Annotated in this window: 38 protein-coding genes; 32 read left to right on the top strand and 6 right to left on the bottom strand. The window is 43.6% G+C overall.

Annotated elements, in window-relative coordinates; translation table 11 throughout:
* Window positions 1–46: 46 nt before the first annotated feature.
* From fusA to rplQ, 30 genes are all read left to right on the top strand, one after another.
* A complete protein-coding gene (gene fusA / locus PQR79_RS15390; RefSeq protein ID WP_238107596.1) occupies window positions 47–2,143 on the top strand; it encodes an elongation factor G in 2,097 nt (698 codons plus the stop codon).
* A 69-nt stretch (window positions 2,144–2,212) separates the two neighbouring features.
* Entirely contained in the window at window positions 2,213–3,397 is a 1,185-nt protein-coding gene (tuf, locus tag PQR79_RS15385; protein WP_238107603.1) for an elongation factor Tu, read from the top strand.
* 356 nt (window positions 3,398–3,753) lie between these two features.
* Entirely contained in the window at window positions 3,754–4,065 is a 312-nt protein-coding gene (gene rpsJ, locus PQR79_RS15380; protein WP_011635639.1) for a 30S ribosomal protein S10, read from the top strand.
* Between the two features lie 27 nt (window positions 4,066–4,092).
* Window positions 4,093–4,731 carry a 50S ribosomal protein L3 gene (gene rplC / locus PQR79_RS15375; RefSeq protein WP_238107840.1) on the top strand — a complete coding sequence of 213 codons (639 nt, stop codon included), beginning with the start codon at window positions 4,093–4,095 and terminating at the stop codon, window positions 4,729–4,731.
* Window positions 4,732–4,747: 16 nt separating this feature from the next.
* Window positions 4,748–5,353 carry a 50S ribosomal protein L4 gene (rplD, locus tag PQR79_RS15370; protein WP_160056445.1) on the top strand — a complete coding sequence of 202 codons (606 nt, stop codon included), beginning with the start codon at window positions 4,748–4,750 and terminating at the stop codon, window positions 5,351–5,353.
* Window positions 5,350–5,652, top strand: a complete 303-nt coding sequence (rplW, locus tag PQR79_RS15365; protein ID WP_124729276.1) for a 50S ribosomal protein L23 — start codon at window positions 5,350–5,352, stop codon at window positions 5,650–5,652. The genes rplD and rplW overlap by 4 nt, the downstream gene beginning before the upstream one ends.
* A 16-nt stretch (window positions 5,653–5,668) precedes the next feature.
* The gene (rplB, locus tag PQR79_RS15360; protein ID WP_188923003.1) at window positions 5,669–6,493 is read left to right on the top strand and encodes a 50S ribosomal protein L2; all 825 of its coding nucleotides are present in this window, start codon (window positions 5,669–5,671) and stop codon (window positions 6,491–6,493) included.
* A gap of 14 nt (window positions 6,494–6,507) precedes the next feature.
* A complete protein-coding gene (rpsS, locus tag PQR79_RS15355; protein WP_006083596.1) occupies window positions 6,508–6,786 on the top strand; it encodes a 30S ribosomal protein S19 in 279 nt (92 codons plus the stop codon).
* Window positions 6,787–6,801: 15 nt separating this feature from the next.
* A complete protein-coding gene (rplV, locus tag PQR79_RS15350; RefSeq protein ID WP_160056441.1) occupies window positions 6,802–7,134 on the top strand; it encodes a 50S ribosomal protein L22 in 333 nt (110 codons plus the stop codon).
* A 12-nt stretch (window positions 7,135–7,146) separates the two neighbouring features.
* On the top strand, window positions 7,147–7,836 hold the full coding sequence (gene rpsC, locus PQR79_RS15345; RefSeq protein ID WP_188923001.1) for a 30S ribosomal protein S3: 690 nt from the start codon (window positions 7,147–7,149) through the stop codon (window positions 7,834–7,836).
* A gap of 11 nt (window positions 7,837–7,847) precedes the next feature.
* Window positions 7,848–8,258: a 50S ribosomal protein L16 gene (rplP, locus tag PQR79_RS15340; RefSeq protein ID WP_188922999.1), complete on the top strand. Its 411-nt coding sequence runs from the start codon at window positions 7,848–7,850 to the stop codon at window positions 8,256–8,258.
* Window positions 8,258–8,449 carry a 50S ribosomal protein L29 gene (gene rpmC / locus PQR79_RS15335; protein WP_006083592.1) on the top strand — a complete coding sequence of 64 codons (192 nt, stop codon included), beginning with the start codon at window positions 8,258–8,260 and terminating at the stop codon, window positions 8,447–8,449. Before rplP ends, rpmC begins: the two co-directional genes overlap by 1 nt.
* Window positions 8,449–8,697: a 30S ribosomal protein S17 gene (gene rpsQ / locus PQR79_RS15330; protein ID WP_188922997.1), complete on the top strand. Its 249-nt coding sequence runs from the start codon at window positions 8,449–8,451 to the stop codon at window positions 8,695–8,697. Before rpmC ends, rpsQ begins: the two co-directional genes overlap by 1 nt.
* 177 nt (window positions 8,698–8,874) lie before the next feature.
* On the top strand, window positions 8,875–9,243 hold the full coding sequence (rplN, locus tag PQR79_RS15325) for a 50S ribosomal protein L14 (protein ID WP_011635649.1): 369 nt from the start codon (window positions 8,875–8,877) through the stop codon (window positions 9,241–9,243).
* 10 nt (window positions 9,244–9,253) lie between these two features.
* A complete protein-coding gene (gene rplX / locus PQR79_RS15320; protein WP_188922995.1) occupies window positions 9,254–9,568 on the top strand; it encodes a 50S ribosomal protein L24 in 315 nt (104 codons plus the stop codon).
* Between the two features lie 13 nt (window positions 9,569–9,581).
* Complete coding sequence (gene rplE / locus PQR79_RS15315) at window positions 9,582–10,121, top strand: 50S ribosomal protein L5 (protein WP_160056431.1); 540 nt, start codon at window positions 9,582–9,584, stop codon at window positions 10,119–10,121.
* A gap of 10 nt (window positions 10,122–10,131) precedes the next feature.
* Window positions 10,132–10,437 (top strand): 30S ribosomal protein S14, encoded by a 306-nt coding sequence (gene rpsN, locus PQR79_RS15310; RefSeq protein WP_188922994.1) that lies wholly within the window; start codon window positions 10,132–10,134, stop codon window positions 10,435–10,437.
* Between the two features lie 24 nt (window positions 10,438–10,461).
* Complete coding sequence (gene rpsH, locus PQR79_RS15305) at window positions 10,462–10,854, top strand: 30S ribosomal protein S8 (RefSeq protein WP_238107841.1); 393 nt, start codon at window positions 10,462–10,464, stop codon at window positions 10,852–10,854.
* A gap of 10 nt (window positions 10,855–10,864) precedes the next feature.
* Window positions 10,865–11,398 (top strand): 50S ribosomal protein L6, encoded by a 534-nt coding sequence (gene rplF, locus PQR79_RS15300; RefSeq protein WP_238107842.1) that lies wholly within the window; start codon window positions 10,865–10,867, stop codon window positions 11,396–11,398.
* Between the two features lie 10 nt (window positions 11,399–11,408).
* A complete protein-coding gene (rplR, locus tag PQR79_RS15295) occupies window positions 11,409–11,759 on the top strand; it encodes a 50S ribosomal protein L18 (protein WP_238107843.1) in 351 nt (116 codons plus the stop codon).
* Window positions 11,760–11,770: 11 nt separating this feature from the next.
* Entirely contained in the window at window positions 11,771–12,274 is a 504-nt protein-coding gene (rpsE, locus tag PQR79_RS15290) for a 30S ribosomal protein S5 (RefSeq protein WP_137224583.1), read from the top strand.
* A 6-nt stretch (window positions 12,275–12,280) separates the two neighbouring features.
* Window positions 12,281–12,463, top strand: coding sequence for a 50S ribosomal protein L30 (gene rpmD / locus PQR79_RS15285; protein WP_137224586.1), 183 nt, complete (start codon window positions 12,281–12,283; stop codon window positions 12,461–12,463).
* A gap of 4 nt (window positions 12,464–12,467) precedes the next feature.
* On the top strand, window positions 12,468–12,902 hold the full coding sequence (gene rplO / locus PQR79_RS15280; protein WP_124017684.1) for a 50S ribosomal protein L15: 435 nt from the start codon (window positions 12,468–12,470) through the stop codon (window positions 12,900–12,902).
* 7 nt (window positions 12,903–12,909) lie between these two features.
* Window positions 12,910–14,250: a preprotein translocase subunit SecY gene (secY, locus tag PQR79_RS15275; protein WP_188922982.1), complete on the top strand. Its 1,341-nt coding sequence runs from the start codon at window positions 12,910–12,912 to the stop codon at window positions 14,248–14,250.
* 23 nt (window positions 14,251–14,273) lie between these two features.
* A complete protein-coding gene (rpmJ, locus tag PQR79_RS15270; protein ID WP_006083579.1) occupies window positions 14,274–14,387 on the top strand; it encodes a 50S ribosomal protein L36 in 114 nt (37 codons plus the stop codon).
* A 117-nt stretch (window positions 14,388–14,504) separates the two neighbouring features.
* Window positions 14,505–14,861, top strand: a complete 357-nt coding sequence (rpsM, locus tag PQR79_RS15265) for a 30S ribosomal protein S13 (RefSeq protein WP_011635660.1) — start codon at window positions 14,505–14,507, stop codon at window positions 14,859–14,861.
* A gap of 17 nt (window positions 14,862–14,878) precedes the next feature.
* Window positions 14,879–15,271, top strand: a complete 393-nt coding sequence (gene rpsK / locus PQR79_RS15260; protein ID WP_011635661.1) for a 30S ribosomal protein S11 — start codon at window positions 14,879–14,881, stop codon at window positions 15,269–15,271.
* 32 nt (window positions 15,272–15,303) lie between these two features.
* A complete protein-coding gene (gene rpsD, locus PQR79_RS15255) occupies window positions 15,304–15,924 on the top strand; it encodes a 30S ribosomal protein S4 (protein ID WP_188922980.1) in 621 nt (206 codons plus the stop codon).
* A gap of 24 nt (window positions 15,925–15,948) precedes the next feature.
* On the top strand, window positions 15,949–16,938 hold the full coding sequence (locus tag PQR79_RS15250) for a DNA-directed RNA polymerase subunit alpha (RefSeq protein WP_160056417.1): 990 nt from the start codon (window positions 15,949–15,951) through the stop codon (window positions 16,936–16,938).
* A gap of 40 nt (window positions 16,939–16,978) precedes the next feature.
* On the top strand, window positions 16,979–17,374 hold the full coding sequence (gene rplQ / locus PQR79_RS15245; RefSeq protein WP_188922970.1) for a 50S ribosomal protein L17: 396 nt from the start codon (window positions 16,979–16,981) through the stop codon (window positions 17,372–17,374).
* 1,096 nt (window positions 17,375–18,470) lie between these two features.
* Here the strand turns inward: rplQ and ccmE are convergent.
* Genes ccmE through ccmA form a run of 5 tightly spaced genes read right to left on the bottom strand, consistent with a single transcriptional unit; the run spans window position 18,471 to window position 21,254 of the window.
* On the bottom strand, window positions 18,471–18,965 hold the full coding sequence (gene ccmE, locus PQR79_RS15240; protein WP_238107844.1) for a cytochrome c maturation protein CcmE: 495 nt from the start codon (window positions 18,963–18,965) through the stop codon (window positions 18,471–18,473).
* The gene (ccmD, locus tag PQR79_RS15235) at window positions 18,962–19,162 is read right to left on the bottom strand and encodes a heme exporter protein CcmD (RefSeq protein WP_188923287.1); all 201 of its coding nucleotides are present in this window, start codon (window positions 19,160–19,162) and stop codon (window positions 18,962–18,964) included. Before ccmD ends, ccmE begins: the two co-directional genes overlap by 4 nt.
* Window positions 19,162–19,908, bottom strand: a complete 747-nt coding sequence (locus PQR79_RS15230; RefSeq protein WP_238107845.1) for a heme ABC transporter permease — start codon at window positions 19,906–19,908, stop codon at window positions 19,162–19,164. Before PQR79_RS15230 ends, ccmD begins: the two co-directional genes overlap by 1 nt.
* Window positions 19,908–20,594: a heme exporter protein CcmB gene (gene ccmB / locus PQR79_RS15225; RefSeq protein WP_238107846.1), complete on the bottom strand. Its 687-nt coding sequence runs from the start codon at window positions 20,592–20,594 to the stop codon at window positions 19,908–19,910. The genes PQR79_RS15230 and ccmB overlap by 1 nt, the downstream gene beginning before the upstream one ends.
* A gap of 9 nt (window positions 20,595–20,603) precedes the next feature.
* Window positions 20,604–21,254 carry a cytochrome c biogenesis heme-transporting ATPase CcmA gene (gene ccmA, locus PQR79_RS15220; protein ID WP_238107847.1) on the bottom strand — a complete coding sequence of 217 codons (651 nt, stop codon included), beginning with the start codon at window positions 21,252–21,254 and terminating at the stop codon, window positions 20,604–20,606.
* 326 nt (window positions 21,255–21,580) lie between these two features.
* On the opposite strand from ccmA, the gene PQR79_RS15215 reads away from it, so the two are divergent.
* Window positions 21,581–21,874 (top strand): c-type cytochrome, encoded by a 294-nt coding sequence (locus PQR79_RS15215; protein ID WP_188923284.1) that lies wholly within the window; start codon window positions 21,581–21,583, stop codon window positions 21,872–21,874.
* Window positions 21,875–21,994: 120 nt separating this feature from the next.
* Here PQR79_RS15215 and ccmI read toward each other — a convergent pair whose 3' ends face one another.
* Window positions 21,995–23,248 carry a c-type cytochrome biogenesis protein CcmI gene (gene ccmI, locus PQR79_RS15210; RefSeq protein ID WP_238107848.1) on the bottom strand — a complete coding sequence of 418 codons (1,254 nt, stop codon included), beginning with the start codon at window positions 23,246–23,248 and terminating at the stop codon, window positions 21,995–21,997.
* A gap of 416 nt (window positions 23,249–23,664) precedes the next feature.
* On the opposite strand from ccmI, the gene PQR79_RS15205 reads away from it, so the two are divergent.
* Window positions 23,665–25,638, top strand: a complete 1,974-nt coding sequence (locus PQR79_RS15205) for a heme lyase CcmF/NrfE family subunit (protein ID WP_238107849.1) — start codon at window positions 23,665–23,667, stop codon at window positions 25,636–25,638.
* Window positions 25,639–25,644: the final 6 nt, after the last annotated feature.

The raw sequence follows: 25,644 nt of genomic DNA, 5'->3' as shown, positions 1-25,644 counted from the left end.
GTTGATATTGCTAAAACCAAAAGTTTTAGTTGAGAGGGTATAAATAGTGGCTCGTACAACCCCAATTGAGCAGTATCGTAATATCGGTATTGTTGCTCATGTGGATGCAGGTAAAACTACGACAACAGAACGTGTTCTGTTCTATACCGGTATGTCTCACAAAATCGGTGAGGTGCATGATGGCGCCGCCACGACCGACTGGATGGTACAGGAACAAGAGCGTGGTATTACTATTACGTCTGCTGCTGTAACGACCTTTTGGCGAGGTATGGATGCTCAATTCACTGAACACCGTATTAATATCATCGATACCCCAGGTCACGTAGACTTCACTATTGAAGTTGAGCGTTCATTACGCGTACTTGATGGGGCCGTAGTTGTATTCTGTGGCTCATCGGGCGTTGAACCGCAATCTGAAACTGTTTGGCGTCAAGCTGACAAGTACCACGTTCCACGTATGGTATTCGTTAACAAGATGGACCGCGCAGGTGCAGATTTTGACCGAGTAATAAATCAAATTCGTAACCGCCTTGGTGCAACTTGTGTGCCGATCCAATTAAACATTGGTGCAGAAGAGAACTTCAAGGGTGTTATTGATTTAATTAAGATGAAAGCCATTAACTGGTCTGAGGAAGATCAGGGAATGACATTCACTTATGAAGACATTCCTGCAGATCTCGCAGCAAAAGCTGCCGATATGCATGAGTATCTCGTGGAAGCAGCCGCTGAAGCCTCAGATGAACTGATGAACAAATACCTTGAAGAAGGTGAGTTGTCAGAACAAGAGATTAAAACAGCACTGCGTCAGCGCACAATTAATAATGAGATCGTGCTTGCTACCTGTGGTTCTGCATTTAAGAACAAAGGTGTGCAGGCGGTTCTTGATGCGGTTATTGACTTCCTTCCAGCGCCTAGTGAAGTACCTGCAATTAAAGGTATTGACGAAGACGAAAATGAAGTTGAACGCCCATCGGATGATAATGCACCATTTGCTGCATTAGCATTTAAAATTGCGACTGATCCATTTGTTGGAACACTTACCTTTATCCGAGTTTATTCCGGCGTACTTGAGACAGGCGCGGGCGTTTACAATTCTGTTAAACAGAAACGTGAACGTATTGGTCGAATGGTGCAAATGCACGCAAACGACCGTACCGAGCTAAAAGAAGTTCGTGCAGGTGATATCGCTGCGGCTATAGGTCTAAAAGATGTTACAACCGGTGATACTCTTTGCGATAATAATCACAAAGTGATTCTTGAGCGCATGGAGTTCCCAGAACCCGTGATTACCATTGCCGTTGAGCCTCGTTCGAAAGCAGATCAGGATAAAATGGGTATCGCGCTGCAAAAGTTAGCAGCTGAAGATCCATCTTTCCGAGTTGAAACTAACGAAGAGTCAGCTCAAACACTGATATCAGGAATGGGTGAGCTACACTTAGATATTATCGTCGATCGTATGCGTCGCGAATTCAGTGTAGAGTGTAACGTAGGTAAACCTCAGGTTGCCTATCGTGAAACAATTCGTTCTAAAGTTGAAGTGGAAGGTAAGTTCGTACGTCAATCTGGCGGACGTGGTCAGTTTGGCCATGTATGGCTAAGACTCGAACCACTTGAAGAAGGTGCGGGCTACGAATTTGTCAATGAAGTCGTAGGTGGTGTTATTCCTCGCGAATACATCCCAGCCGTTGACAAAGGTATTCAAGAGCAGATGAAAAACGGCGTACTAGCTGGCTATCCTGTTCTTGATGTGAAGGTCACATTGTTTGACGGTTCATATCATGATGTGGACTCGAACGAAATGGCGTTCAAAATTGCAGGTTCAATGGGCTTCAAACAGGGTGCGCTAGACGCAAACCCTGCGTTGCTCGAACCTTGTATGAAAGTAGAAGTGACTACACCTGAAGATTATATGGGCGACGTTGTTGGTGATTTAAACCGCCGTCGTGGCATAATTGAAGGTATGGACGATGGCATCGCAGGTGTTAAACTTGTTCATGCGGTAGTACCTCTATCTGAAATGTTTGGTTATGCGACTGATTTGCGCTCTGCATCTCAGGGTCGTGCTTCTTACTCTATGGAGTTTTACAAGTACGCAGATGCACCGCAAAACATTGCAAAAGCGATTATAGAATCTCGTAACTAATATCGGTTACGGCATCAATGTTATATTGCTCGAATTAAACGAGCACTTCTGAAAAGAAAGGAATTTATCGTGGCAAAAGCTAAATTTGAACGTAATAAGCCTCACGTAAACGTAGGCACCATCGGTCACGTTGACCATGGTAAAACAACTCTTACTGCAGCTATCTCTGCAGTATTGTCTAAGACTTATGGTGGTGAAGCTCGTAACTTCGCTCAAATCGATAACGCTCCAGAAGAGCGTGAGCGCGGTATTACCATTAATACTTCTCACATCGAATATGACACACCTTCACGTCACTACGCACACGTAGACTGTCCAGGTCACGCGGATTATGTTAAAAACATGATCACGGGTGCTGCACAGATGGACGGCGCAATCCTAGTAGTAGCAGCGACAGATGGCCCAATGCCACAAACTCGTGAGCACATCCTACTTTCACGTCAGGTAGGTGTACCTTTCATCATCGTATTCATGAACAAGTGTGACATGGTAGATGACGAAGAGTTACTAGAATTAGTAGAAATGGAAGTTCGTGAACTTCTATCAGAATACGACTTCCCWGGTGATGATTTACCAGTAATCCAAGGTTCTGCATTAAAAGCGTTAGAAGGCGATGCAGCATGGGAAGGTAAAATTATCGAGCTTGCAGAAGCACTAGACTCTTACATTCCAGAGCCAGAGCGTGACATCGATAAGCCATTCCTACTACCAATCGAAGACGTATTCTCGATTTCAGGTCGTGGTACAGTGGTAACAGGTCGTGTTGAGCGTGGTATCATTCGTGTATCTGACGAAGTAGAAATCGTTGGTGTTCATGCGACTACTAAGACAACTTGTACTGGTGTTGAAATGTTCCGTAAACTGCTTGACGAAGGTCGTGCAGGTGAGAACTGTGGTGTGTTATTACGTGGTACTAAGCGTGATGACGTAGAACGTGGTCAAGTACTAGCTAAGCCTGGTTCAATCACGCCTCACACAACGTTCGAATCAGAAGTATACGTGTTATCAAAAGAAGAAGGCGGACGTCACACTCCATTCTTCAAAGGTTACCGTCCACAGTTCTACTTCCGTACAACAGACGTAACTGGTACTATCGAGCTTCCAGAAGGCGTGGAAATGGTAATGCCTGGTGATAACATCAAGATGGTTGTTACACTAATCTACCCAATCGCGATGGACGACGGTTTACGTTTCGCTATCCGTGAAGGTGGCCGTACAGTTGGTGCTGGTGTTGTAGCTAAAATCATCGCGTAATAGCGACTTTAGTGAACACTGAAAAAGGAAGCTTCGGCTTCCTTTTTTGTTTTTAGAAAAAACATCACAATCTAGTGGCATAAATACATAATTTGTGTAAAATGCGCGGCAATTGATTGTGAACAGACTTTCTGAAGACTATTTACACAATGGGCTTGATCTCCAATAAAAGATCTGTATAATTGCCCACTCGCTGACATGTGCAGCGTTAAATATAATGTTAAACCAATAGGGTTTTTCATTTTCATAGCGACTCCGATTGGGAGTCGAACGGTTAAATCATCTCGCTCTGCTTTTCTAATAAAGAAAAAGCTAGAGGGTGATTTTTTATGTGTCCATTTTAGGAGCTCTGGTCAATGCAGAACCAAAGAATCCGTATCCGCTTGAAAGGCTTTGATCATCGTTTGATTGATCAGTCTACAGCGGAAATCGTTGAAACTGCTAAGCGTACAGGCGCGCAGGTACGTGGTCCAATTCCACTACCAACACGCAAAGAGCGTTATACCGTTTTGATCTCTCCGCACGTTAATAAAGATGCTCGTGACCAGTATGAAATCCGTACTCACAAGCGTTTAGTTGACATCGTAGAGCCAACAGAAAAGACTGTAGACGCATTAATGCGTTTAGATCTTGCGGCTGGTGTCGACGTTCAGATTAGCTTAGGTTAATTGAGATCCTTAGAAGAGGTTTGAGAGATGGCTATCGGTCTTATTGGTCGTAAAGTGGGTATGACTCGCATCTTCACTGAAGATGGTATGTCAATCCCTGTAACAGTGATTGAAGTCGCTGGCAACCGCGTAACTCAAGTGAAAACTTTAGAAACTGACGGTTACCGTGCACTTCAAGTGACTACTGGTACCAAAAAAGCCAATCGCATCACTAAAGCAGAAGCAGGTCATTTTGCCAAGGGCGGCGTAGAAGCCGGTCGTGGTTTATGGGAATTGCGTTTAGCAGATGGTGAAGGCGAAGGCATTGAAGTTGGTGCTGAGCTTAATGTTGATATTTTCGCTGAAGTAGCGAAAGTAGATGTTACTGGTCAATCAAAAGGTAAGGGCTTCCAAGGCGGTATTAAGCGTTGGAACTTCCGTACTCAAGATATGACTCACGGTAACTCATTGGCGCACCGCGCGAACGGTTCTATCGGTCAGAACCAAACGCCTGGTCGTGTATTCAAAGGCAAAAAAATGTCAGGTCATATGGGTGCTGAGCAAGTAACTACTCAAAATCTACACGTTGTACGTGTTGATGCAGAGCGTAACTTGTTATTAGTACGCGGCGCAGTTCCAGGCGCTACCAATGGTGATCTAATCATTAAGCCTGCAGTTAAAGCTTAGGTCTGAGGAGATAGTAATGGAATTGGTATTGAAAGACGCGCAAAGCGCTCTTGAAGTTTCCGAAACTACCTTCGGCCGTGACTTTAACGAGGCACTGGTTCATCAGGTAGTTGTAGCTTACGCTGCAAACGCACGTCAGGGCACTCGTGCTCAAAAGACACGTGCGGAAGTAACTGGCTCTGGTAAAAAGCCATGGCGCCAAAAAGGCACTGGCCGCGCTCGTGCCGGTAGTGTTAAAGGCCCAATCTGGCGTGGCGGTGGCGTAACATTCGCTGCTAAAACACAAGATCACAGCCAAAAAGTTAACAAGAAGATGTACCGTGGTGCTCTTAAGAGCATTCTTTCTGAATTGGTACGTCAAGAACGTTTAGTAGTTGTTGAATCATTTAGCGTTGAAGCCCCTAAAACTAAAGAGTTGAAAGCTAAGTTAGCAGCAATGAACCTAGAAGACGTTCTAATTGTTACTGCTGAAGTTGATGAGAATTTATTCTTAGCAGCTCGCAACTTATACAAAGTTGACGTACGTGACGTAGCGGGTCTTGACCCAGTTAGTCTAATTGCGTTTAACACTGTTCTTGTTACTGCTGATGCAGTGAAGCAAATCGAGGAGATGCTAGCATGATCCGCGAAGAACGTTTGCTAAAAGTGATTCTAGCTCCACACATCTCTGAAAAGAGCACTGTAGTTGCTGAGAAGAACAACACTGTAGTTTTCCGCGTAGCAATCGATGCGACTAAAGCAGAGATCAAAGCTGCAGTAGCGAAGCTATTTGAAGTTGAAGTAGATTCAGTTCGCACTCTAGTTAACAAAGGCAAAACTAAGCGTACCGGTGGCCGTGTTGGTCGTCGTAGCGATTGGAAAAAAGCTTATGTTACTTTAGCTGCTGGTGCTGACATCGATTTCGTCGGCGGCGCTGAGTAAGCAAAGGAGAATTATCATGGCAGTTATTAAGTGTAAGCCAACCTCTCCAGGTCGTCGCCACGTAGTTAAAGTGGTGAATACGGACCTGCATAAGGGTAAACCTTTTGCTGGCCTGTTGGCGAAAAAATCTAAAAGTGGTGGCCGTAACAATACTGGCCGTATCACAGTACGCCACGTTGGTGGTGGACATAAGCAGCACTATCGTCTAATCGACTTTAAACGCGATAAAGATGGTATCCCTGCGAAAGTTGAACGTCTTGAATACGATCCAAACCGTACAGCGCACATCGCGTTAGTACTGTATGCAGATGGTGAGCGTCGTTATATTCTTGCTGCTAAAGGCATGAAAGCTGGCGATGCAATCAAATCTGGCTTAGATGCAGACATCAAGACTGGTAACGCAATGCCGTTACGCAACATTCCTGTAGGTAGTGTTGTACATGCTGTTGAGATGAAGCCTGGTAAAGGCGCTCAGATCGCACGTTCAGCTGGTGCTTATGTACAAGTTGTTGCTCGTGATGGTGCTTATGCAACTCTACGTCTTCGCTCTGGCGAAATGCGTAAAGTTCCAGTAGATTGCCGCGCGACATTTGGTGAAGTTGGTAATGCCGAGCATATGCTACGCCAGTTAGGTAAAGCAGGTGCTAAGCGCTGGAGAGGCATTCGCCCTACAGTACGTGGTGTTGCAATGAACCCAGTAGACCATCCACATGGTGGTGGTGAAGGCCGTACTTCTGGTGGACGTCATCCAGTGAGTCCATGGGGTGTGCCGACTAAGGGTTATAAAACTCGTAGCAACAAGCGCACTGACAAGTACATCGTACGTCGTCGTAATAAATAGTAAGAGGATTCGCCATGCCACGTTCTCTCAAGAAAGGTCCCTTCATTGACCTGCACTTGCTGAAGAAGGTAGAGAAAGCGATGGAAGCGGGAGACAAAAAGCCAATTAAGACTTGGTCTCGTCGCTCAATGATCATCCCTAACATGATTGGGTTGACCATCGCTGTCCATAATGGTCGTCAGCACGTACCTGTGTTCGTAACTGACGAAATGATCGGTCACAAGCTTGGTGAATTTTCACCAACTCGCACTTATCGCGGCCATGCTGCAGATAAGAAAGCGAAGAAGCGTTAATACGGGAGGAATAAGATGGAAGTTTTAGCTAAACATCGTTTTGCTCGTACGTCTGCGCAGAAGGCCCGTCTAGTTGCTGATCAAATTCGTGGATTGCCTGTTTCTAAGGCACTCGAAATCTTGACCTTCAGCCCAAAGAAAGCCGCCGTACTAGTTAAAAAAGTACTTGACTCAGCTATCGCAAACGCCGAACACAACGAAGGTGCTGACATCGATGAGCTTAAAGTTGGAGCCGTCTTCGTAGATGAAGGCCCAACAATGAAGCGAATCATGCCACGTGCTAAAGGCCGCGCTGATCGTATCATGAAGCGTACCAGCCACATTACTGTGGTTGTATCAGATCGCTAGGAGAAGAGAGCAATGGGACAGAAAGTACATCCTAATGGTATCCGTCTGGGTATCACGAAGCCTTGGATCTCTACCTGGTACGCAGATAAGTCAGATTATGCAAAAAATCTGAACAGCGACTGGGAAGTGCGTCAATATTTAACTGAAAAGTTAAAAGCCGCATCAGTATCTAAGATTGTTATTGAACGCCCAGCGAAGAGCATCCGCGTTACTATTCACACTGCCCGTCCAGGTGTTGTGATTGGTAAGAAAGGTGAAGACGTTGAAGTATTACGTGCATATGTGTCTAAAATCACAGGCACTACTGCTCAAATCAACATCGCTGAAATCCGTAAGCCTGAATTAGACGCTAAGCTCGTTGCTGACTCTATTGCTCAGCAGTTAGAGCGTCGTGTTATGTTCCGTCGTGCTATGAAGCGCGCGGTACAGAATGCAATGCGCATTGGTGCTCAAGGTATCAAAGTTGAAGTGAGCGGCCGTTTAGGCGGTGCTGAAATCGCACGTTCTGAATGGTATCGTGAAGGTCGTGTACCTTTGCATACTCTACGTGCTGATATCGACTATTCAACTGCTGAAAGTCACACGCAATATGGTGTGATCGGTATTAAAGTTTGGATCTTCAAAGGCGAAGTTCTAGACGGTTTAGTACCAGCGATTGAAGAGCCGAAGCAGCAACCTAAGCGTAAGCCTCGTGGTAAATAGGAGAAACTTTAATGCTGCAACCTAAACGTATGAAGTTTCGCAAGATGTTCAAGGGCCGCAACCGCGGTCTAGCGAACGGTACTGAAGTTAGCTTTGGTACTTTCGGTTTGAAAGCAGTAGGCCGTGGCCGTTTAACTGCTCGTCAAATTGAATCTGCACGTCGTGCCATGACACGTCATATTAAACGTCAAGGACAAATTTGGATTCGAGTTTTCCCTGACAAGCCAATTACCTCTAAGCCTCTTGAAGTGCGTATGGGTAAAGGTAAAGGTAACGTTGAATACTGGGTATGTCAGATTCAACCTGGTAAGGTTCTTTATGAGATGAATGGTGTACCTGAAGCGTTGGCTCGTGAAGCCTTTGCTCTAGCTGCTGCCAAGCTTCCTTTAAAGACTACCTTCGTAACTAAGACGGTGATGTAATGAAAGCGAGCGAACTAAGAGAAAAAAGCGTTGAGGAACTGAACGCTGAACTACTTGGTCTGCTGCGTGAGCAGTTTAACCTGCGTATGCAACACGCTACTGGTCAGTTGACTCAAACGAATCAATTGAAACTAGTGCGTCGTAACATTGCACGTGTTAAGACCATTATTACTTCTAAGGCAGGTGCGTAATGTCTGATAAAATCCGTACTTTGCAAGGTAAAGTTATTAGCAACAAAATGGAAAAATCTATTACTGTTGCTATTGAACGCCAAGTGAAACACCCAATTTATGGGAAGTACATTAAGCGTACAACTAAGATCCATGCACATGACGAAACTAATCAGTGTAATGAAGGTGACATCGTGACTATTAGTCAGTGTCGTCCTTTATCTAAGACTAAGTCTTGGACCCTTGCTGAAGTAGTAACAAAAGCCTAATATTCATTAGGATAACGTAAACGGCTCCAGTATTTGGGGCCGTTTGTTTTTTTTGCTATGCATTCGCAAAATGTGGTGTTATACTTGCGCGCCATTTTTGAGTAAATTATTGCTTAAATTTGGTTCAAATATACTCCCATAGTGGGATTGTGTAGTAACGATAGCGGAGCACTTGAAATGATCCAAATGCAATCGACTCTAGACGTCGCATGTAACAGCGGCGCACGCAGAGTTCAGTGTATTAAGGTCTTGGGTGGCTCTCATCGTCGTTATGCCGGTATCGGCGACATCATCAAAGTTTCTGTTAAAGAAGCAATTCCTCGCGCTAAAGCGAAGAAAGGTGATGTATATAACGCGGTGGTAGTCCGTACTAAGAAAGGCGTACGTCGTCCAGACGGTTCTGTCATTCGCTTCGATCGGAATGCAGCGGTATTGCTTAACGCAAACCTTGCACCGATTGGTACTCGTATCTTTGGCCCAGTGACACGTGAATTGCGTAATGATAAATTCATGAAAATTGTCTCGCTGGCACCAGAAGTACTGTAAGGAGCTTCAAATGGCAGCTAAAATCCGTCGCGAAGACGAAGTAGTAGTATTAGCAGGTAAAGACAAGGGTAAACGCGGTAAGGTTTCTCAAGTTCTACCTACTGGTAAATTAATTGTTGAAGGCATCAATCTAGTTAAAAAGCACCAGAAGCCAAACCCACAATTGGGCGTGACTGGCGGCGTTATCGAGAAAGAAGCACCGATTCAAGCATCAAACGTTGCGATCTTTAACCAAGCCACAGGCAAGGCAGATCGTGTTGGTTTCCGATTTGAAGACGGCCAAAAAGTCCGTTTCTTTAAATCGAACAGCGAACTCGTTAAGTAATTTGGAGTAAACGATGGCGAAACTGCATGATAAATATCAAGAGACTGTAGTCGCTGAACTAGCTAAAAAGTTCGGTTATAGCAGTGTCATGCAAGTCCCTCGGATTGAAAAAATCACCCTAAACATGGGTGTTGGCGAAGCTGTTGCAGATAAGAAAGTTATGGAGCATGCGCTTCGTGACATGACTGCAATCGCTGGTCAAAAACCAGTTGTAACTGTAGCTCGTAAATCAGTTGCTGGTTTTAAAATCCGTGAAGGCTACCCTATTGGCTGTAAAGTGACCCTACGCGGTGAGCGTATGTGGGAATTTTTAGAGCGTCTAGTTGACATTGCAATTCCACGTATTCGTGACTTCCGTGGCTTAAGCGCTAAAGCGTTTGACGGCCGTGGTAACTACGCAATGGGTGTGAAAGAGCAGATCATCTTCCCAGAAATCGATTACGATAAAATCGATAAGATTCGTGGTATGGATATTGTTATCACTACTACTGCGAAGAATGACGAAGAAGGTCGTGCTTTGTTGACCGCTTTTAACTTCCCATTTAAGAAATAAGGGTAGCATAATGGCTAAAACATCTATGAAAGCACGTGAAGCAAAACGTGCACAGCTCGTAGCTAAGTATGCTGAAAAGCGTCTAGCACTTAAGGCTATCATCAGCAACCCAGAGACTTCTGAAGAAGATCGTTGGGATGCTGTACTTAAGTTGCAAGCACTACCACGTGATTCAAGCGCATCGCGTCAACGCAATCGCTGTAATCAAACTGGTCGCCCACATGGCGTTTTACGTAAATTCGGCTTAAGCCGTATTAAATTACGTGAAGCAACTATGCGCGGTGAAGTTCCTGGTCTGCGTAAGGCCAGCTGGTAAGCACTTGTCACGGAGTAAGCTAATATGAGCATGCAAGATCCTATTGCGGATATGTTAACCCGTATTCGTAACGGCCAAGCTGCTAACCACGTATCTGTAAAGATGCCTTCAGCTAAGTTAAAAGTAGCAATCGCGAAATTACTTAAAGATGAAGGTTTCATTACTGACTACGCCGTAGCAGATGAAGCTAAGCCTGAATTAGAAATTACATTAAAGTATTTCCAAGGCAAACCAGTCGTTGAGACTATCCAGCGCGTAAGCCGTCCTGGTCTTCGTATTTACAAAGGTAAAGACGAATTACCAAAGGTTATGGGCGGTCTGGGTATCGCAATTGTGTCCACTTCTAAAGGCTTGATGACTGATCGTGCCGCCCGCCAAGTTGGCACGGGTGGTGAGGTTATCTGCTACGTAGCGTAAGGAGTTAGTAATGTCTCGTGTTGCAAAGGCACCAGTCACTATCCCTGCTGGCGTAGAGGTGACTAAAAACGAACAGACTTTAACCGTCAAAGGCGGTAAAGGAAGTCTGACTCGAGTAATCAACAATGCGGTTAATGTTGTTATTGAAGATGCACAAATTAAGTTCCTACCTGTTGAAGGCGTTGTTGACGCTTGGGCACAGGCTGGTACTGCACGTGCATTAGTAAACAACATGGTGTTTGGTGTTTCTCAAGGTTTTGTGAAAAAACTTAAATTAGTTGGTGTAGGTTACCGTGCAAAGATTGCTGGTAGTGACTTAGACTTAACTTTAGGTTTCTCACATCCGTTAGTACACAAACTACCCGCAGGCGTTACTGCCGAATGTCCTAGCCAAACTGAAATCGTCCTAACCGGCGTTGATAAGCAGTTAGTAGGTCAGACAGCAGCCAACATTCGTGGTTACCGTCCACCAGAGCCTTACAAAGGCAAAGGTGTTCGCTATGACGATGAAGTTGTACGCCGTAAAGAGGCTAAGAAGAAGTAGGTAACGCGATATGGATAAGAAAACATCTCGCTTACGTCGCGCGTTGCGTGCACGTAAGAAGATCCAAGAGCTAGGCGTGAATCGTCTGGTTGTACATCGTACACCGCGTCACATTTATGCTCAGGTGATCAGTCCTGAAGCTCAGGTGTTAGCTGCTGCATCAACTGTTGAAAAAGCAGTTAAAGAGCAACTAAAGAGTACCGGTAACGTAGATGCGGCTAAAGCAGTAGGTAAAGCTGTTGCTGAGCGTGCGATCGAAAAGGGCGTAGCAATTGTTGCGTTCGACCGTTCTGGTTTCAAGTATCACGGACGTGTAGCTGCATTAGCAGACGCCGCTCGTGAAGCTGGCCTGAAGTTCTAAGGGGTTATAAAATGGCTAAATTAGAAGCTCAGCAAAAAGACGATCTGCAAGAAAAATTGATTGCAGTTAATCGTGTTTCTAAAGTAGTTAAGGGCGGTCGTATCTTTAGCTTCACAGCACTAACAGTAGTGGGTGATGGTAACGGTAAGATCGGCTATGGCTATGGTAAAGCGCGTGAAGTTCCAGCTGCTATTCAAAAAGCAATGGAAAAAGCCCGTCGTAATATGGTAACCGTGGAGTTGAATGCAGGTACTTTGCATCACCCAGTTAAAGGTCGCCATACTGGTTCAAAAGTTTATATGCAACCAGCATCAGAGGGTACCGGTATTATTGCCGGTGGCGCAATGCGTGCCGTATTAGAAGTTGCAGGCGTGCATAACGTTCTGTCAAAAGCATACGGTTCTACTAACCCGATCAACATCGTTCGCGCAACTGTCGATGCGTTGGTGCACATGAAGTCACCAGCTCAAATCGCAGCAAAACGTGGCCTGAATGTTGATGAAATTCGGGGGTAATGCACCATGGCTACTAAAACTTTAAAAGTAACACAGACTAAAAGCAGCATCGGTCGTTTACCAAAACACCGTGCAACCCTAACCGGTTTAGGTCTGCGTCGTATTGGTCACACTGTAGAAGTTGAAGATACTCCTTCTGTACGTGGCATGATCAATAAGGTGTACTACATGGTTTCGGTGGAGGAATAAGATAATGCGTCTAAATACTCTATCTCCAGCAGCAGGTTCTAAATCTGCTCCTAAGCGTGTAGGCCGTGGTATTGGTTCAGGTTTAGGTAAAACAGCGGGTCGTGGCCATAAAGGTCAGAAGTCTCGTTCAGGCGGCGGCGTTCGCGTCGGCTTCGAAGGTGGTCAAATGCCACTTAAGATCCGTCTACCTAAGTTTGGTTTTACCTCGCGTCGCGCTTTGGTAACAGCTGAAGTTCGTGTACTCGAACTAGCAAAAGTTAACGGTGATGTTGTCGATTTGAATGCACTGAAAGATGCGAACGTTATTACTCGCAACATCCAGTTTGCGAAAATCGTTCTTTCAGGTACCATTGACCGCCCAGTGACTGTAAAAGGTCTGAAGGTAACCAAAGGTGCTCGTGCAGCTATTGAAGCTGCCGGTGGCAAGATCGAGGAATAATACGTCGATGGCAAAACCAGGACTTGATTTAAAAAGCGCGAAAGGCGGTTTATCTGAACTGAAAACTCGTCTCCTGTTCGTGATTGGTGCAATTATCGTCTTTAGAGCCGGTTCGTTTGTGCCAATTCCTGGTATTGACGCAGCTGTATTGGCAGAACTATTTGCCCAGCAAAAAGATACCATCCTTGGCATGTTTAACATGTTCTCGGGTGGTGCTTTAGAGCGTGCTTCTATCTTTGCATTAGGTATCATGCCGTACATTTCGGCTTCGATTATCATGCAATTATTGACTGTTGTGCATCCTGCACTTGCTGAATTGAAAAAAGAAGGCGAGTCAGGGCGTAAAAAAATAAGTCAATATACTAGATACGGTACACTTGTGTTGGGTACATTGCAGTCTATCGGTATCGCAACAGGTTTACCAAATCTCATGCCTGGTCTTGTGGCCAATCCTGGGTTTGGATTTTACTTTGTTGCTGTTGTTAGCTTAGTGACAGGAACGATGTTCCTTATGTGGCTAGGTGAACAAATTACCGAACGTGGTATAGGTAATGGTATCTCGATATTAATTTTCGCAGGTATTGTTGCTGGTTTACCATCGGCCATCGGCTCTACAGCCGAGCAGGCGCGTCAAGGTGACATGAATGTATTGGTACTACTGTTGCTCGCGGTTATTGTATTTGCCGTAACATATTTAGTGGTATTTGTGGAACGTGGTCAACGTCGTATCGTCGTTAACTACGCTAAGCGTCAGCAAGGCCGTAAGGTTTTTGCAGCGCAAAGCACCCACTTACCATTAAAAGTGAACATGGCAGGTGTGATTCCACCAATTTTTGCATCCAGCATTATTTTGTTCCCAGGCACACTGGCTCAGTGGTTTGGTCAAAATGAGTCTATGTCATGGTTAAGCGATTTCGCCTTAGCTGTGTCACCAGGACAACCGCTGTATTCATTATTGTACGCGACAGCAATCATCTTTTTCTGTTTCTTCTACACTGCGTTGGTTTTCAATCCACGCGAAACAGCAGATAACTTGAAAAAGAGTGGTGCATTCATTCCTGGGATCCGTCCCGGAGAACAGACTTCGCGTTACATAGATAAAGTAATGACACGTTTAACCTTAGCGGGTGCGTTATACATTACCTTTATCTGCTTAATTCCGGAGTTCATGTTAATTGCGTGGAAAGTACAGTTCTATTTTGGCGGTACTTCACTACTAATTATTGTAGTCGTAATCATGGACTTCATGGCTCAGGTTCAGACCCATATGATGTCTCATCAGTATGAGTCTGTGATGAAGAAAGCTAATCTTGTGAACAAAGCGAATTTAGATCGCTTTGGTAAATAAGATTACTTTGACGGAGTGATGAAATGAAAGTTCGAGCTTCCGTGAAGAAGATCTGCCGTAATTGCAAGATCGTCAAGCGTAGTGGCGTTGTGCGCGTTATCTGTGTTGAACCAAAACACAAACAGCGTCAAGGCTAGAAAGAAGTTTGGTCAGCTCAATAATGGGCTGACCAAAAATATTGTTTGCAAATCTGTCGTCTGTCGAGTATCCTTTCGGGCTTTTCGCAGATGGCCTTTAACTTTAAGGAGTGCATAGTGGCCCGTATCGCTGGCATTAACATTCCTGATCAAAAGCATACAGTCATTGCATTGACTGCAATCTTTGGTATTGGTCGTACACGCGCTAGAGCAATCTGCGCATCTACGTCAATTGCTGAAGACGCTAAGATCAAGGAATTGAGCGAAGCTCAAATAGATATCCTACGCGAAGAAGTCGCCAAATACACCGTAGAAGGTGACTTGCGTCGTGAGATTTCAATGAACATCAAGCGTCTTATGGACCTTGGCTGTTATCGTGGTCTCCGCCATCGTCGTAGCCTGCCTCTTCGTGGGCAACGTACTAAGACCAATGCGCGTACGCGTAAAGGTCCACGTAAACCAATTAGAAAGTAACGGGAAGGTAAACCAAAATGGCTAAAGTTCCGTCACGTTCTCCGCGTAAGCGCGTACGTAAACAGGTTGCAGATGGCATGGCTCATATCCATGCGTCTTTCAACAACACAATTGTCACCATTACAGATCGTCAAGGTAATGCGTTGTCATGGGCTACCTCAGGTGGTTCTGGTTTCCGTGGTTCACGTAAATCAACACCATTCGCTGCACAGGTTGCTGCTGAGCGTGCAGGTATTGCTGCTCAAGACTACGGTGTTAAAAACCTTGAAGTTTTCGTGAAGGGTCCTGGTCCAGGTCGTGAGTCAGCCATTCGTGCGCTGAACGCTGTTGGTTATAAAATTACCAACATTACCGATGTGACGCCTATCCCTCATAATGGCTGTCGTCCACCTAAAAAACGTCGTGTATAACGCTGCGTATATAGGATAGTTGGAGAAAGATCATGGCAAGATACTTGGGTCCTAAGCTCAAGCTCAGCCGCAGAGAAGGTACAGACCTTTTCCTAAAAAGCGGTGTGAGAGCAATCGATTCGAAGTGTAAGCTTGAAGCTGCACCAGGTCAACATGGCGCTCGTAAGCCACGTTTATCTGAGTACGGTTTACAATTACGCGAGAAACAAAAAGTTCGTCGTATTTACGGTGTTTTAGAAAAACAATTCCGTAACTACTACAAAGAAGCTGCACGTCTAAAAGGTAATACCGGTGAAAACCTATTACAACTTTTAGAAATCCGCCTAGATAACGTTGTTTATCGTATGGGTTTCGGTGCAACACGTGCAGAATCACGTCAGCTAGTAAGCCATAAATCAGTTATGGTTAACGGTCGTGTTGTTAACATTCCGTCATTCAAAGTGTCTGCGAATGATGTTGTAAGCATCCGTGAAAAGTCACGCACTCAAGCTCGTATTAAAGCGGCTTTAGAAGTGGCTGGTCAACGCGAAAAGCCTACATGGGTAGAAGTCGACAGTGCGAAAATGGAAGGTGCTTTTAAGCGTATTCCAGAACGTAGCGATTTGTCTGCGGATATTAACGAACAGCTGATCGTCGAGCTTTACTCTAAGTAAAGCTAACAAACAAGAGAGGACACAATGCAGGGTTCTGTTACAGAATTTCTTAAACCGCGTCTCGTTGATATTGAGCAGGTTAATTCAACTCGCGCCAAAGTTACACTAGAGCCACTCGAACGTGGTTTTGGCCATACCTTAGGTAACGCGTTGCGTCGCATCCTATTGTCGTCTATGCCAGGCTGTGCAGTTACTGAAGTCGAAATTGACGGCGTACTGCATGAGTACAGCAGTAAGGAAGGCGTACAAGAAGATATCCTTGAGATATTGCTAAATCTTAAGGGATTAGCAGTGACAATCGAGGGTAAAGACGAGGCTTTGCTTACATTAAGCAAGTCCGGCACAGGCCCTGTTACAGCAGCAGATATCACGCATGATGGTGATGTTACCATTATGAATCCTGATCATGTTATCTGTCACTTGACTGGTAATAATGATATCAGCATGCGTATCCGCGTTGAGCGTGGTCGTGGTTATGTGCCTGCTTCGGCTCGTGCACAAACCGAAGACGATGATCGCCCAATTGGTCGCTTGTTGGTTGATGCTTCTTTTTCACCTGTTGCCCGCATTGCATATAATGTTGAAGCCGCTCGTGTAGAACAGCGTACTGACTTAGATAAACTTGTGATTGATATGACCACTAACGGTACTATTGATCCTGAGGAAGCAATTCGTCGCTCTGCAACCATTTTAGCCGAACAGCTAGATGCGTTTGTTGAACTACGAGATGTTACTGAGCAGGCTGTCGTAGAAGAGAAACCGGAATTCGATCCGATTTTGCTGCGTCCTGTCGACGATTTAGAGCTAACTGTACGTTCGGCTAACTGTTTAAAAGCCGAAGCGATTCATTACATCGGAGATCTGGTACAACGCACTGAAGTTGAGTTGCTTAAGACCCCTAACTTAGGTAAGAAATCTCTTACTGAAATTAAGGATGTTTTAGCGTCTCGCGGACTGTCGTTAGGTATGCGTCTTGAAAACTGGCCTCCAGCTAGTTTAGCAGACGACCTATAAGTCTCAGGTTAGTACAGATTTAGGTTATAAGGATTAGGTCATGCGCCATCGTAAGAGTGGTCGTCAACTAAACCGCAACAGCAGTCATCGTCAAGCTATGTTCCGTAACATGGCATGTTCAATAGTTCGTCATGAAATTATCAAGACAACTGTTGTTAAAGCGAAAGAACTGCGTCGCGTAGTTGAACCTCTAATAACACTTGCTAAAGTTGACAGCGTTGCAAATCGCCGCTTAGCTTTCGCTCGTACTCGCGACGCTGAAGTCGTAGGTAAGTTATTTACTGAATTGGGTCCACGCTTCCAGGAACGTCCTGGTGGTTACACCCGTATTCTTAAGTGTGGTTTACGTACCGGTGATAAAGCCCCAATGGCTTTCATCGAGTTAGTAGGTCGCCCTGAAGCTGCTGAAGCTGTTGAAGTTGAAGCTGCTGAGTAATTTTTAATTACTCAATTAAAAACCGAGCTTAGGCTCGGTTTTTTTATGTCTTTTTTCGTTGTATCAACAAGCTATTACATGTGGCTATTTGTGATTGATTAATGTTTTGTCTAAGATTAACTCAGTGGTTGTAATGCGTATCCAATTAGCATAATTAAAGGTTGCGTTTGCTTTAGTTAACGGTTGAAGGATGCCGTTATGGTTACGACTTCTCATCTTCGCACTATGACGTTCAATCCTCTTCTGACTCGTCCACGCGTTTCTTTAAATGACTTCATGCTTTGTTAAACCTATTAAAATGTTAAACACGGTTTATCCTTTCCATACAAATTAACGCATTGCCACCTTCAATAGAGTGCTTATGCTGTCGTTATTCCCCTGCAGCATCTAGTTGTCGCCCTTATATATGCATTGTTGATGGCCAGTATAATCATGTTCTTAAATATGTTTTGTTATTTCAAGACCCAAGACCCCACTCAGCCAATCTGAATTGATTATTATATAGTCGTTAGTTAAATTGTCGTTCCTGCTAAAGCATGAATATTTTATACCCACTTATATAGGGGCAATAATTTACACAGATTAACCAATACCAGTATCAAGCTGTTTTTTAAGCAGTGTGTGGCCTAATGAGTTGTAAGTCTGATAGCTTATACAGTCTGACTTTCTATTTAAGTATTGGCAATGCTGCTTACCTTGCTTGTGGAATCATTGAATTGAACATCATTTTATGTCGTTACTAACGATATGCTTGGCCTCAAAACCTATGTGCTTCAACGCCATACAGAAACACTATAGATCACTTTTTATTGACCTTCATGCAACTTGTATAGCGGCGTGATGTTGTAGTTTTTGTATGGGTCAACCTGTAGGGGCGGTTGTTTATGAGATTCAGCAATTGCTTAGAAGCGTTATAAGATTACTTAGAGCGGTTAATTTTGTGCCATATGCAATATCAATGTGACTTATTTGATTATTGTTGATTAATTAATACCGCGTATAGAGTTTAGCGGTCTAGAATAGGCATATAAAAATGCCAATCAATTGATTGGCATTTTATGTTATCAATTCTTTAAATAAGCTTTAATTCAGATGCTTAATACTGGTAGCCTTCAGATGGCTTTTGCTCTGGATAATCTAGTTTTTCATGTTTTTGACCCATCGCTTCAGCTACTTCAGGTGGCATATAGTTTTCATCATGCTTTGCTAATACTTCTGTAGCTTCCAATTTGCCTGACTCAACTAATACGCCCTGCGCTACGATGCCTTGCCCTTCGCGAAATAGATCGGGTAATAAATCATCAAAAGTCACCATTACCTCACCGCCAGCAGAATCGTGAACCGCAAATTCAACATGGAGGCTGTTGGGGTCGCGTTTCATTGAGCCCATCGTTACCATACCGCCCACACGTATGCGTTGTCCGACTTCGGGTTTTACACCTGTATCCGCTTTACCATGTACAATTTCGTATGGTGTATAGAATAAGTTTAAGTTTGAATTAAGTGCATACAGTAATAGTGACGCAACTGCTGCTACACCCGCAATTAGTGCGACTGCTAATGTTAGTCTCTTTTTACGTCTTGGATTCACGATTTTGTACCTCTATTTTCTTTAAGGCGTTGTTCACGCGTCATCTTTTTAGCTATTTCAATAAGTACTTTGCGTTTCTTTCTAACACTTAGAGTAATTAAAGTGGCTAAACAACCAAAGGTTACACCATAGGATAACCACACATAAAATCCGTAGCCACCCATATTGATAAATTCAGCAAACGATTCAAATTGCATTATTTTGCCTCCTCAGCTTTTGCGAGTTCTCTTACCCATGGGCGCATGCCATTACGCGCCAATATCTCTGCACGATAGCGGATTAAAGTGATGGCACCTATCATCATGCCAAAGCCGAAAATATTAATCAGTAATGGATAAAGCATATCTGTAGACATGGTTGATTTTTCGGTGATTTTGATTGTAGAAGGTTGATGTAAGCTACTCCACCAATCTACCGAATACTTGATAATCGGAATATTTATGACACCAACAATGGCCAAAATGCCTGCGGCTCTCGCGGCCAATACTTTGTCTTCAAATGAGGCGTATAGAGAAATAACACCTAAATATAAAAACAGCAATACAAGTTCAGATGTTAAGCGTGCATCCCATACCCACCATGTTCCCCACATAGGTTTACCCCATGCAGCACCAGTGAGTAATGCAATAAAGGTAATGACAGCTCCAATAGGGGCAATTGCAGCAGCGGCCCAGTCAGCAGATTTAATTTGCCACACTAAACCAATAAATGAAGCGACTGCCATGCCCATATAGGCTGCCATAGACATAGATGCTGCAGGTACATGAATAAAGATAATGCGATAACTGTCACCTTGTTGGTAATCTGTTGGAGCAAATAACAATCCCCAAATACTGCCGGTACCAACAAGTAATATTGCTAATATAGAAAACCATGGCAATAAAGTGCCTGATAATTTATATGCCCGTTCAGGGTCTGCGTAAGAATGTAGCCATTTCCACATTAGTTTGTACTCACACGTAGGGAGGCGCCAATAGCAAAAGGTGCCAAGATTAAAGAACCGACCAACATTGCCGCTAGTATTGCAAGTTGACCATCATAAGCTAAATTCAAACCAGCAGCGTCAATTGCGCTGGTTGCAAAAATCAAAACCGGTATATACAAAGGCAAAATCAGTAAGCTGAGTAGCACGCCGCCTTTCCTTAATCCTACTGTTAATGCGACCCCAATCGCGCCCAATAGAGATAAAACAGGTGTGCCCAAAGCCAGTGTAGCCATTAGCGCACCATAACTATTGCTGTCTAAATGTAACAATACCGCTAACAACGGGGCGACTAAAATAAGCGGTACGCCAGTTAAAATCCAATGGGCTAAAACTTTTGCTAAAACCAATAAAGATAAAGGTTGCGGACTTAATAGCATTTGTTCGAGAGTGCCGTCACTAAAATCCGCTTTAAATAATCGCTCAAGTGACAGCATTGAGGCCAATAGGGCCGCGACCCAAATAATCCCTGGTGCAACTCTTGTAAGCACTTGTGGCTCGGGTCCTATTCCCAAAGGGAACAAAGTTACAACTAATATAAAAAACAATAATGGGTTGAAAATATCACCACGATGACGAATCGCAATTCTTAAATCTCGTTGCAAAAGCGTCATGAATGCTGCGGTGTAGCTTATTCCTCGTTTCATTCAAATACCTTATACAAAGCGATAGTCAAGAGTGACTTTTCGTAAAATATCGTTATTGATGATGCTCATATCCTGGTGTGTCGTTAAGATCACGCAACCACCAGATTGAGCATGTGCTATAAATAAGTGCTCCAACTCTTCTACACCTTTTTTATCAATAGCAGTAAATGGTTCATCTAAAATCCATATCTTACAATCAGTATGCTGTAATCTTGCTAGTGCGGTTCGTCGATGTTGGCCAGCAGATAAATGTCCCGCGAGAGCTTCTTCAAATCCAGTTAAGTTAACTTTGGCCAATAACTTCGTTGTATCAAAGTCATCATAGCCACTTATTCTTAAATTGAAGTTAAGATTTTCTTCGGCAGTCAGTTCACTTTTTACTCCAGCAAGGTGTCCAAAATAGAGTAAGTCGTGGTTAAATTCATCACGACAACGAGTGATATTTTCGCCGAGGTACTCGACCTCTCCCGCATATGGGCGAGACAGACCGGCAATGATGCGTAGTAAGCTGGTTTTACCTGCGCCATTGGGACCTTCAATTTGAACGATATCACCAGCATTAATATTAAAGCTGAGCTCATCAAATAGAATACGCTCTTCGCGGATGCAGGTTAACTCATTGGCACTTAATAGTACTTGTGATGGGGTTGTTATGGTCACTTATCCCTCTTGTTCTACGCGTGAGGATGAATACGAAAAAGATATTAACACAAACGGATTTATCGGTTTAGCTTTGTCACTGACTAAGTGCTAGCAATTTGATATGGTTCCAAAAAACTTAAAATTGTTTGAACTTTTTTAATGATTACTAATATATTACCTGAACTGAACAAATTGTCTTGATTTAGAGACTAAGCTGAGATAGTTATCACAAAAAGATGAGTTTTTTTGCTATTTGTAGTAACCTACTCGTGCTAAAAAGAGTCTGCCTTCTAAATCAAAGGGCAGCGTTAAGCTTTGTATATTTGCAATTAGGAACGTTGAACATGAAAAAATTGTTAGCAATGACTGCAGTAGCTGCATTAACTTTGTCTGCGAATGTGTTTGCTCAAGAAGGTGAAGCTATTTACAATAAAGCGTGTCAAGTTTGTCACAGCATGGGAGTGGCCGGTGCGCCTAAAGTTCATGATGCTGCCGCTTGGGAACCACGTCTAGCTAAAGGTTTAGATACCTTAGTTGGTTCAGTTAAGTCTGGTTTAAATGCAATGCCACCAGGTGGTATGTGTACAGACTGTACTGACGAAGATTACAAAAACGCTATCGAGTTTATGTCTAAGTAATTTTTCGACTAAACCAAAAACCGGCTTAATAGCCGGTTTTTTTATGCGAGTTTGTTTCTGATTTATACATTACCATACACGTCGAATTTTTCTCTATGTATGGCAATGGTAGGTTAGTGCTTATTGTACTAAGGTATCTAACGTTAGCTTGGCGTTGCCACCAACCGCAATAGCGTCAATACTGCCTTTCAGATCACCCGTTTGTGGTTTTACACTGCCGTTTTTAGATAGAACCGCAATTACTTCCACTTCTTTTACTGAGCTAAGTTTCATATCGCCGCCCATTGAAGTGCTGTCATCTAAAGTAATCGTTGCTGGTAGGTTTGCAGCGTTAATTTTTGTTGCAGCTAACGGCACTTTGGGTCCTTGAGTTGCACGAGCAAAGATAAATACGATATCCGTGTCGCTGACTTTGTCGGCAAGTTCATTTGATATGGACACTTCAATGGCAAGTGTGTTGGCATTGGCTGTCGCCATACCTTTATGGTTAGCATCATTCGGCATTGTATTAGTGTTGTCACCCATGCGCATTTTAGCTGATTCAATCGCATTCATTAATGCGGTACGGTCAACATCATTGCGGTCACTGTCTAAAATCATTTGCCAAGCATCAATGGCTTTAGTGTAATCTGCAGTAAAAAATGCATCCATACCGACTAATAACAACGTTGAAGGATCTTGTGGATCTAACGAAAGCGACTGGTCAATAATCGCTTGAATTTCAGGAGTGATTTGTTGGCCTGCTTTATAATAAAGCGCTGTTGCTTTTGGGCCGAGTAATTCAGCATGCGTGCCCACTAATTCCATTACCTTATCGAAGGCTGCAGCTGCTTGGTCGTATTTATTTGCAGACACGTATGCATGGCCTAAGCTAAACCAAGCTTGGCTATTGTCTGGTTCGGCCTGGACTTGAGCTTCCATCATTTGCACACGCTGTGACATGATTTGTGCAGGGTCCATACCTTGATGCGGATTATTTGCTTGTGGCGGATTGGCAATTTCATTATACGCGCCCAGTTGCTGGTAGAAGTAACCTGAAATGGCTAATAAGCAAATTGTCATAAATGCAGGCCACAATGCGCTTTTAGGCTTAATCGCTGCATCTAGTGAGTCATCACCTTCTTGTTTCATATCTTGCAGAAGGTTGATTTCTAATTCTTTCTTGAGTGCATCAAACTCGGCTTGATCGAGTAACTCATCTTGTAACTCTTTTTCGAGTATTGCTAACCGCTCACCAAAAAGCTCGAGGTTAGTTTGTTTACGAACGCCAGCTTCTTCTGCTTTTAATAGCTGTTGTTGGCGAAAGTGAGGGACCCAAATCATGATTAGGCCGATGAGTACGACAAGCGCAATAAAAATCCAAAATGTGGTCATTGTTTAAATATTCACTTTTAGGTTAACAGAAGAAGCGGTGTTTACCGCAGTGCTTGAAACGTTGATTATACGGAAAGATTATTAATTGAATAGTAATATAAGGAAGATATGAATCTAAATCCTGAGAGTTGCGTACTGGTTCACAGATTGAATGGGTTTGTTAAATAGTATGAAACTTTATATTCCTACTTGTGTCAGATGCCGAACCTAGGTAATCATTTTGATGTATTAGATGTTCATAATGAGACTAGCGACCCAGTTTTGTACGAAAAGGGCAGACAGATGTAATAGCAAGTTCTAAAATGCGTTAAAATTCGTTTAAGCTAATGTGCGTATATTAGTTTCAATGCATTGATTGATCGTGCCGTGGTTTGTTTGTTTCAGATCCGCTTAATTATTTAGACTAAGGAATACCCATGATTCCAGAACTTGGACATTTCTCGCTAATTCTCGGTTTGGCTTTTGCCTTACTGTTAGCTAGCGTGCCTTTATTTGGTTCCGCACGTAAAGACCAGTATCTTGTTCGTTATGCTTGGCCACTGACATACGGAATGTTTTTTTTCATCAGTCTATCTGTTATTACCTTAGGCTACAGCTTTGCTACCGATGACTTCTCCGTCGCATACGTAGCGCATCACTCAAACTCGCAACTGCCAATTTTCTTCAAAATTGCAGCTGTTTGGGGTGGCCATGAAGGGTCATTATTGTTTTGGGTATTTGCACTCTCTGTGTGGGCAATGTCAGTGGCAATATTTAGTAAAGGCTTAGAAGAAGTCTTTACCGCAAGGGTGTTATCCGTTCTTGCGATGATTGTTGTTGGCTTTACCTTATTCATGATTTTAACTTCTAGCCCATTCGAACGGTTATTTCCGGTACCAATGGAAGGGCGAGATTTAAATCCAATGTTGCAAGATGTCGGGCTTATCTTCCACCCTCCAATGTTGTATTTGGGCTATGTAGGCTTTTCTGTTTGTTTTGCCTTTGCGATTGCTGCGTTAATGAGTGGCAGACTTGACTCTGCATGGGCACGCTGGAGTCGCCCATGGACACTTGCTGCTTGGATTTTCTTAACCGGTGGTATTTCACTGGGTTCTTGGTGGGCATATTACGAATTAGGCTGGGGCGGCTGGTGGTTCTGGGACCCAGTTGAAAACGCATCATTTATGCCATGGTTAGTGGGCACTGCATTATTACATTCACTGATTGTGACCGAAAAGCGCGGCGCATTCCGTAACTGGACCGTATTGCTTTCAATCTTTGCATTTTCATTAAGTCTGCTAGGTACCTTTATTGTTCGTTCTGGGGTACTAACATCAGTGCATTCATTTGCTGCCGATCCAAGTCGTGGTTTGTTTATCTTACTATTGCTAGGTCTTGCGGTCGGTGGGTCGTTAACGCTGTTTGCCTTCCGTGCCAGTGAAATGAGTAGCCCTGCGCGTTTTGAGCTCAAATCAAAAGAAACCATGCTGCTTATCTGTAACGTGTTACTAACCGTTGCTGCAGGTACAGTGTTATTAGGCACATTATATCCATTGCTAATCGATGCGTTAGGTATGGGTAAAATATCAGTTGGACCTCCATATTTTAATGCTGTATTCGTTCCTATTGTCCTTGTGTTATTCGGCTTTATGGGTATTGGTCCAATCATTCGCTGGAAAAAATCTAAAGCGGGTGAGATTAAACGTCAGTTATTAGTACCAGCAATTATTTCATTAGTCATAGGTGCAATAGTGCCGTTTGTTGCAGGTGGCGAGTTCAATGCTTGGGTTATGGCAGGTGTCACTGCAACCGCTTGGATTATGTTATCAACACTTCGTGCTGGCTATAATATTGTAAGCCGAAAAGAAGGTGGTATTAGCCTGAGCAGAATGGGACGTAGTCAATTAGGTATGATGATTGCTCACTTTGGTATTGCTGTGTCAGTACTGGGTGGCACTATGGTATCTAATTACTCAATCGAGAAGAGTGTGCGTATGGGGCCTGGTATCTCACAAGAGTTAGCGGGTTATACCTTTAAGTATTTAGAAACCAAAAACGTAGTGGGTCCTAATTATACTGCTCAACAAGGTCAGATAGAAATTTACAAAGATGATGAGTTCATCACTTTATTAAAACCTGATCGCAGACAATATAATGTGCGCACCATGGACATGACCGAAGCGGGTATCGATTGGGGTTTATTTCGTGACTTATATGTCACGATGGGTGATCCAATTAGCTTAACTGAGTTTGCTGTTCGTCTTAACTACAAGCCGTTCGTTCGTTGGTTATGGTTTGGATCAATCTTTATGATGATTGGTGGTTTCCTTGCTGCATCAGATAAACGTTACCGTGTAAAACAGGTGGCTAAGCAGCAAGCAGCAGAAAAAGCAAAATTAGCGACAGCTTAATCACTC

Origin of the sequence: Shewanella metallivivens (genome assembly GCF_028750675.1) — a bacterium.
GTDB classification, from domain to species: domain Bacteria; phylum Pseudomonadota; class Gammaproteobacteria; order Enterobacterales; family Shewanellaceae; genus Shewanella; species Shewanella metallivivens.
Note: the sequence above shows the minus strand (reverse complement) of the source record. Positions and strands in the feature narration are given on the sequence as shown.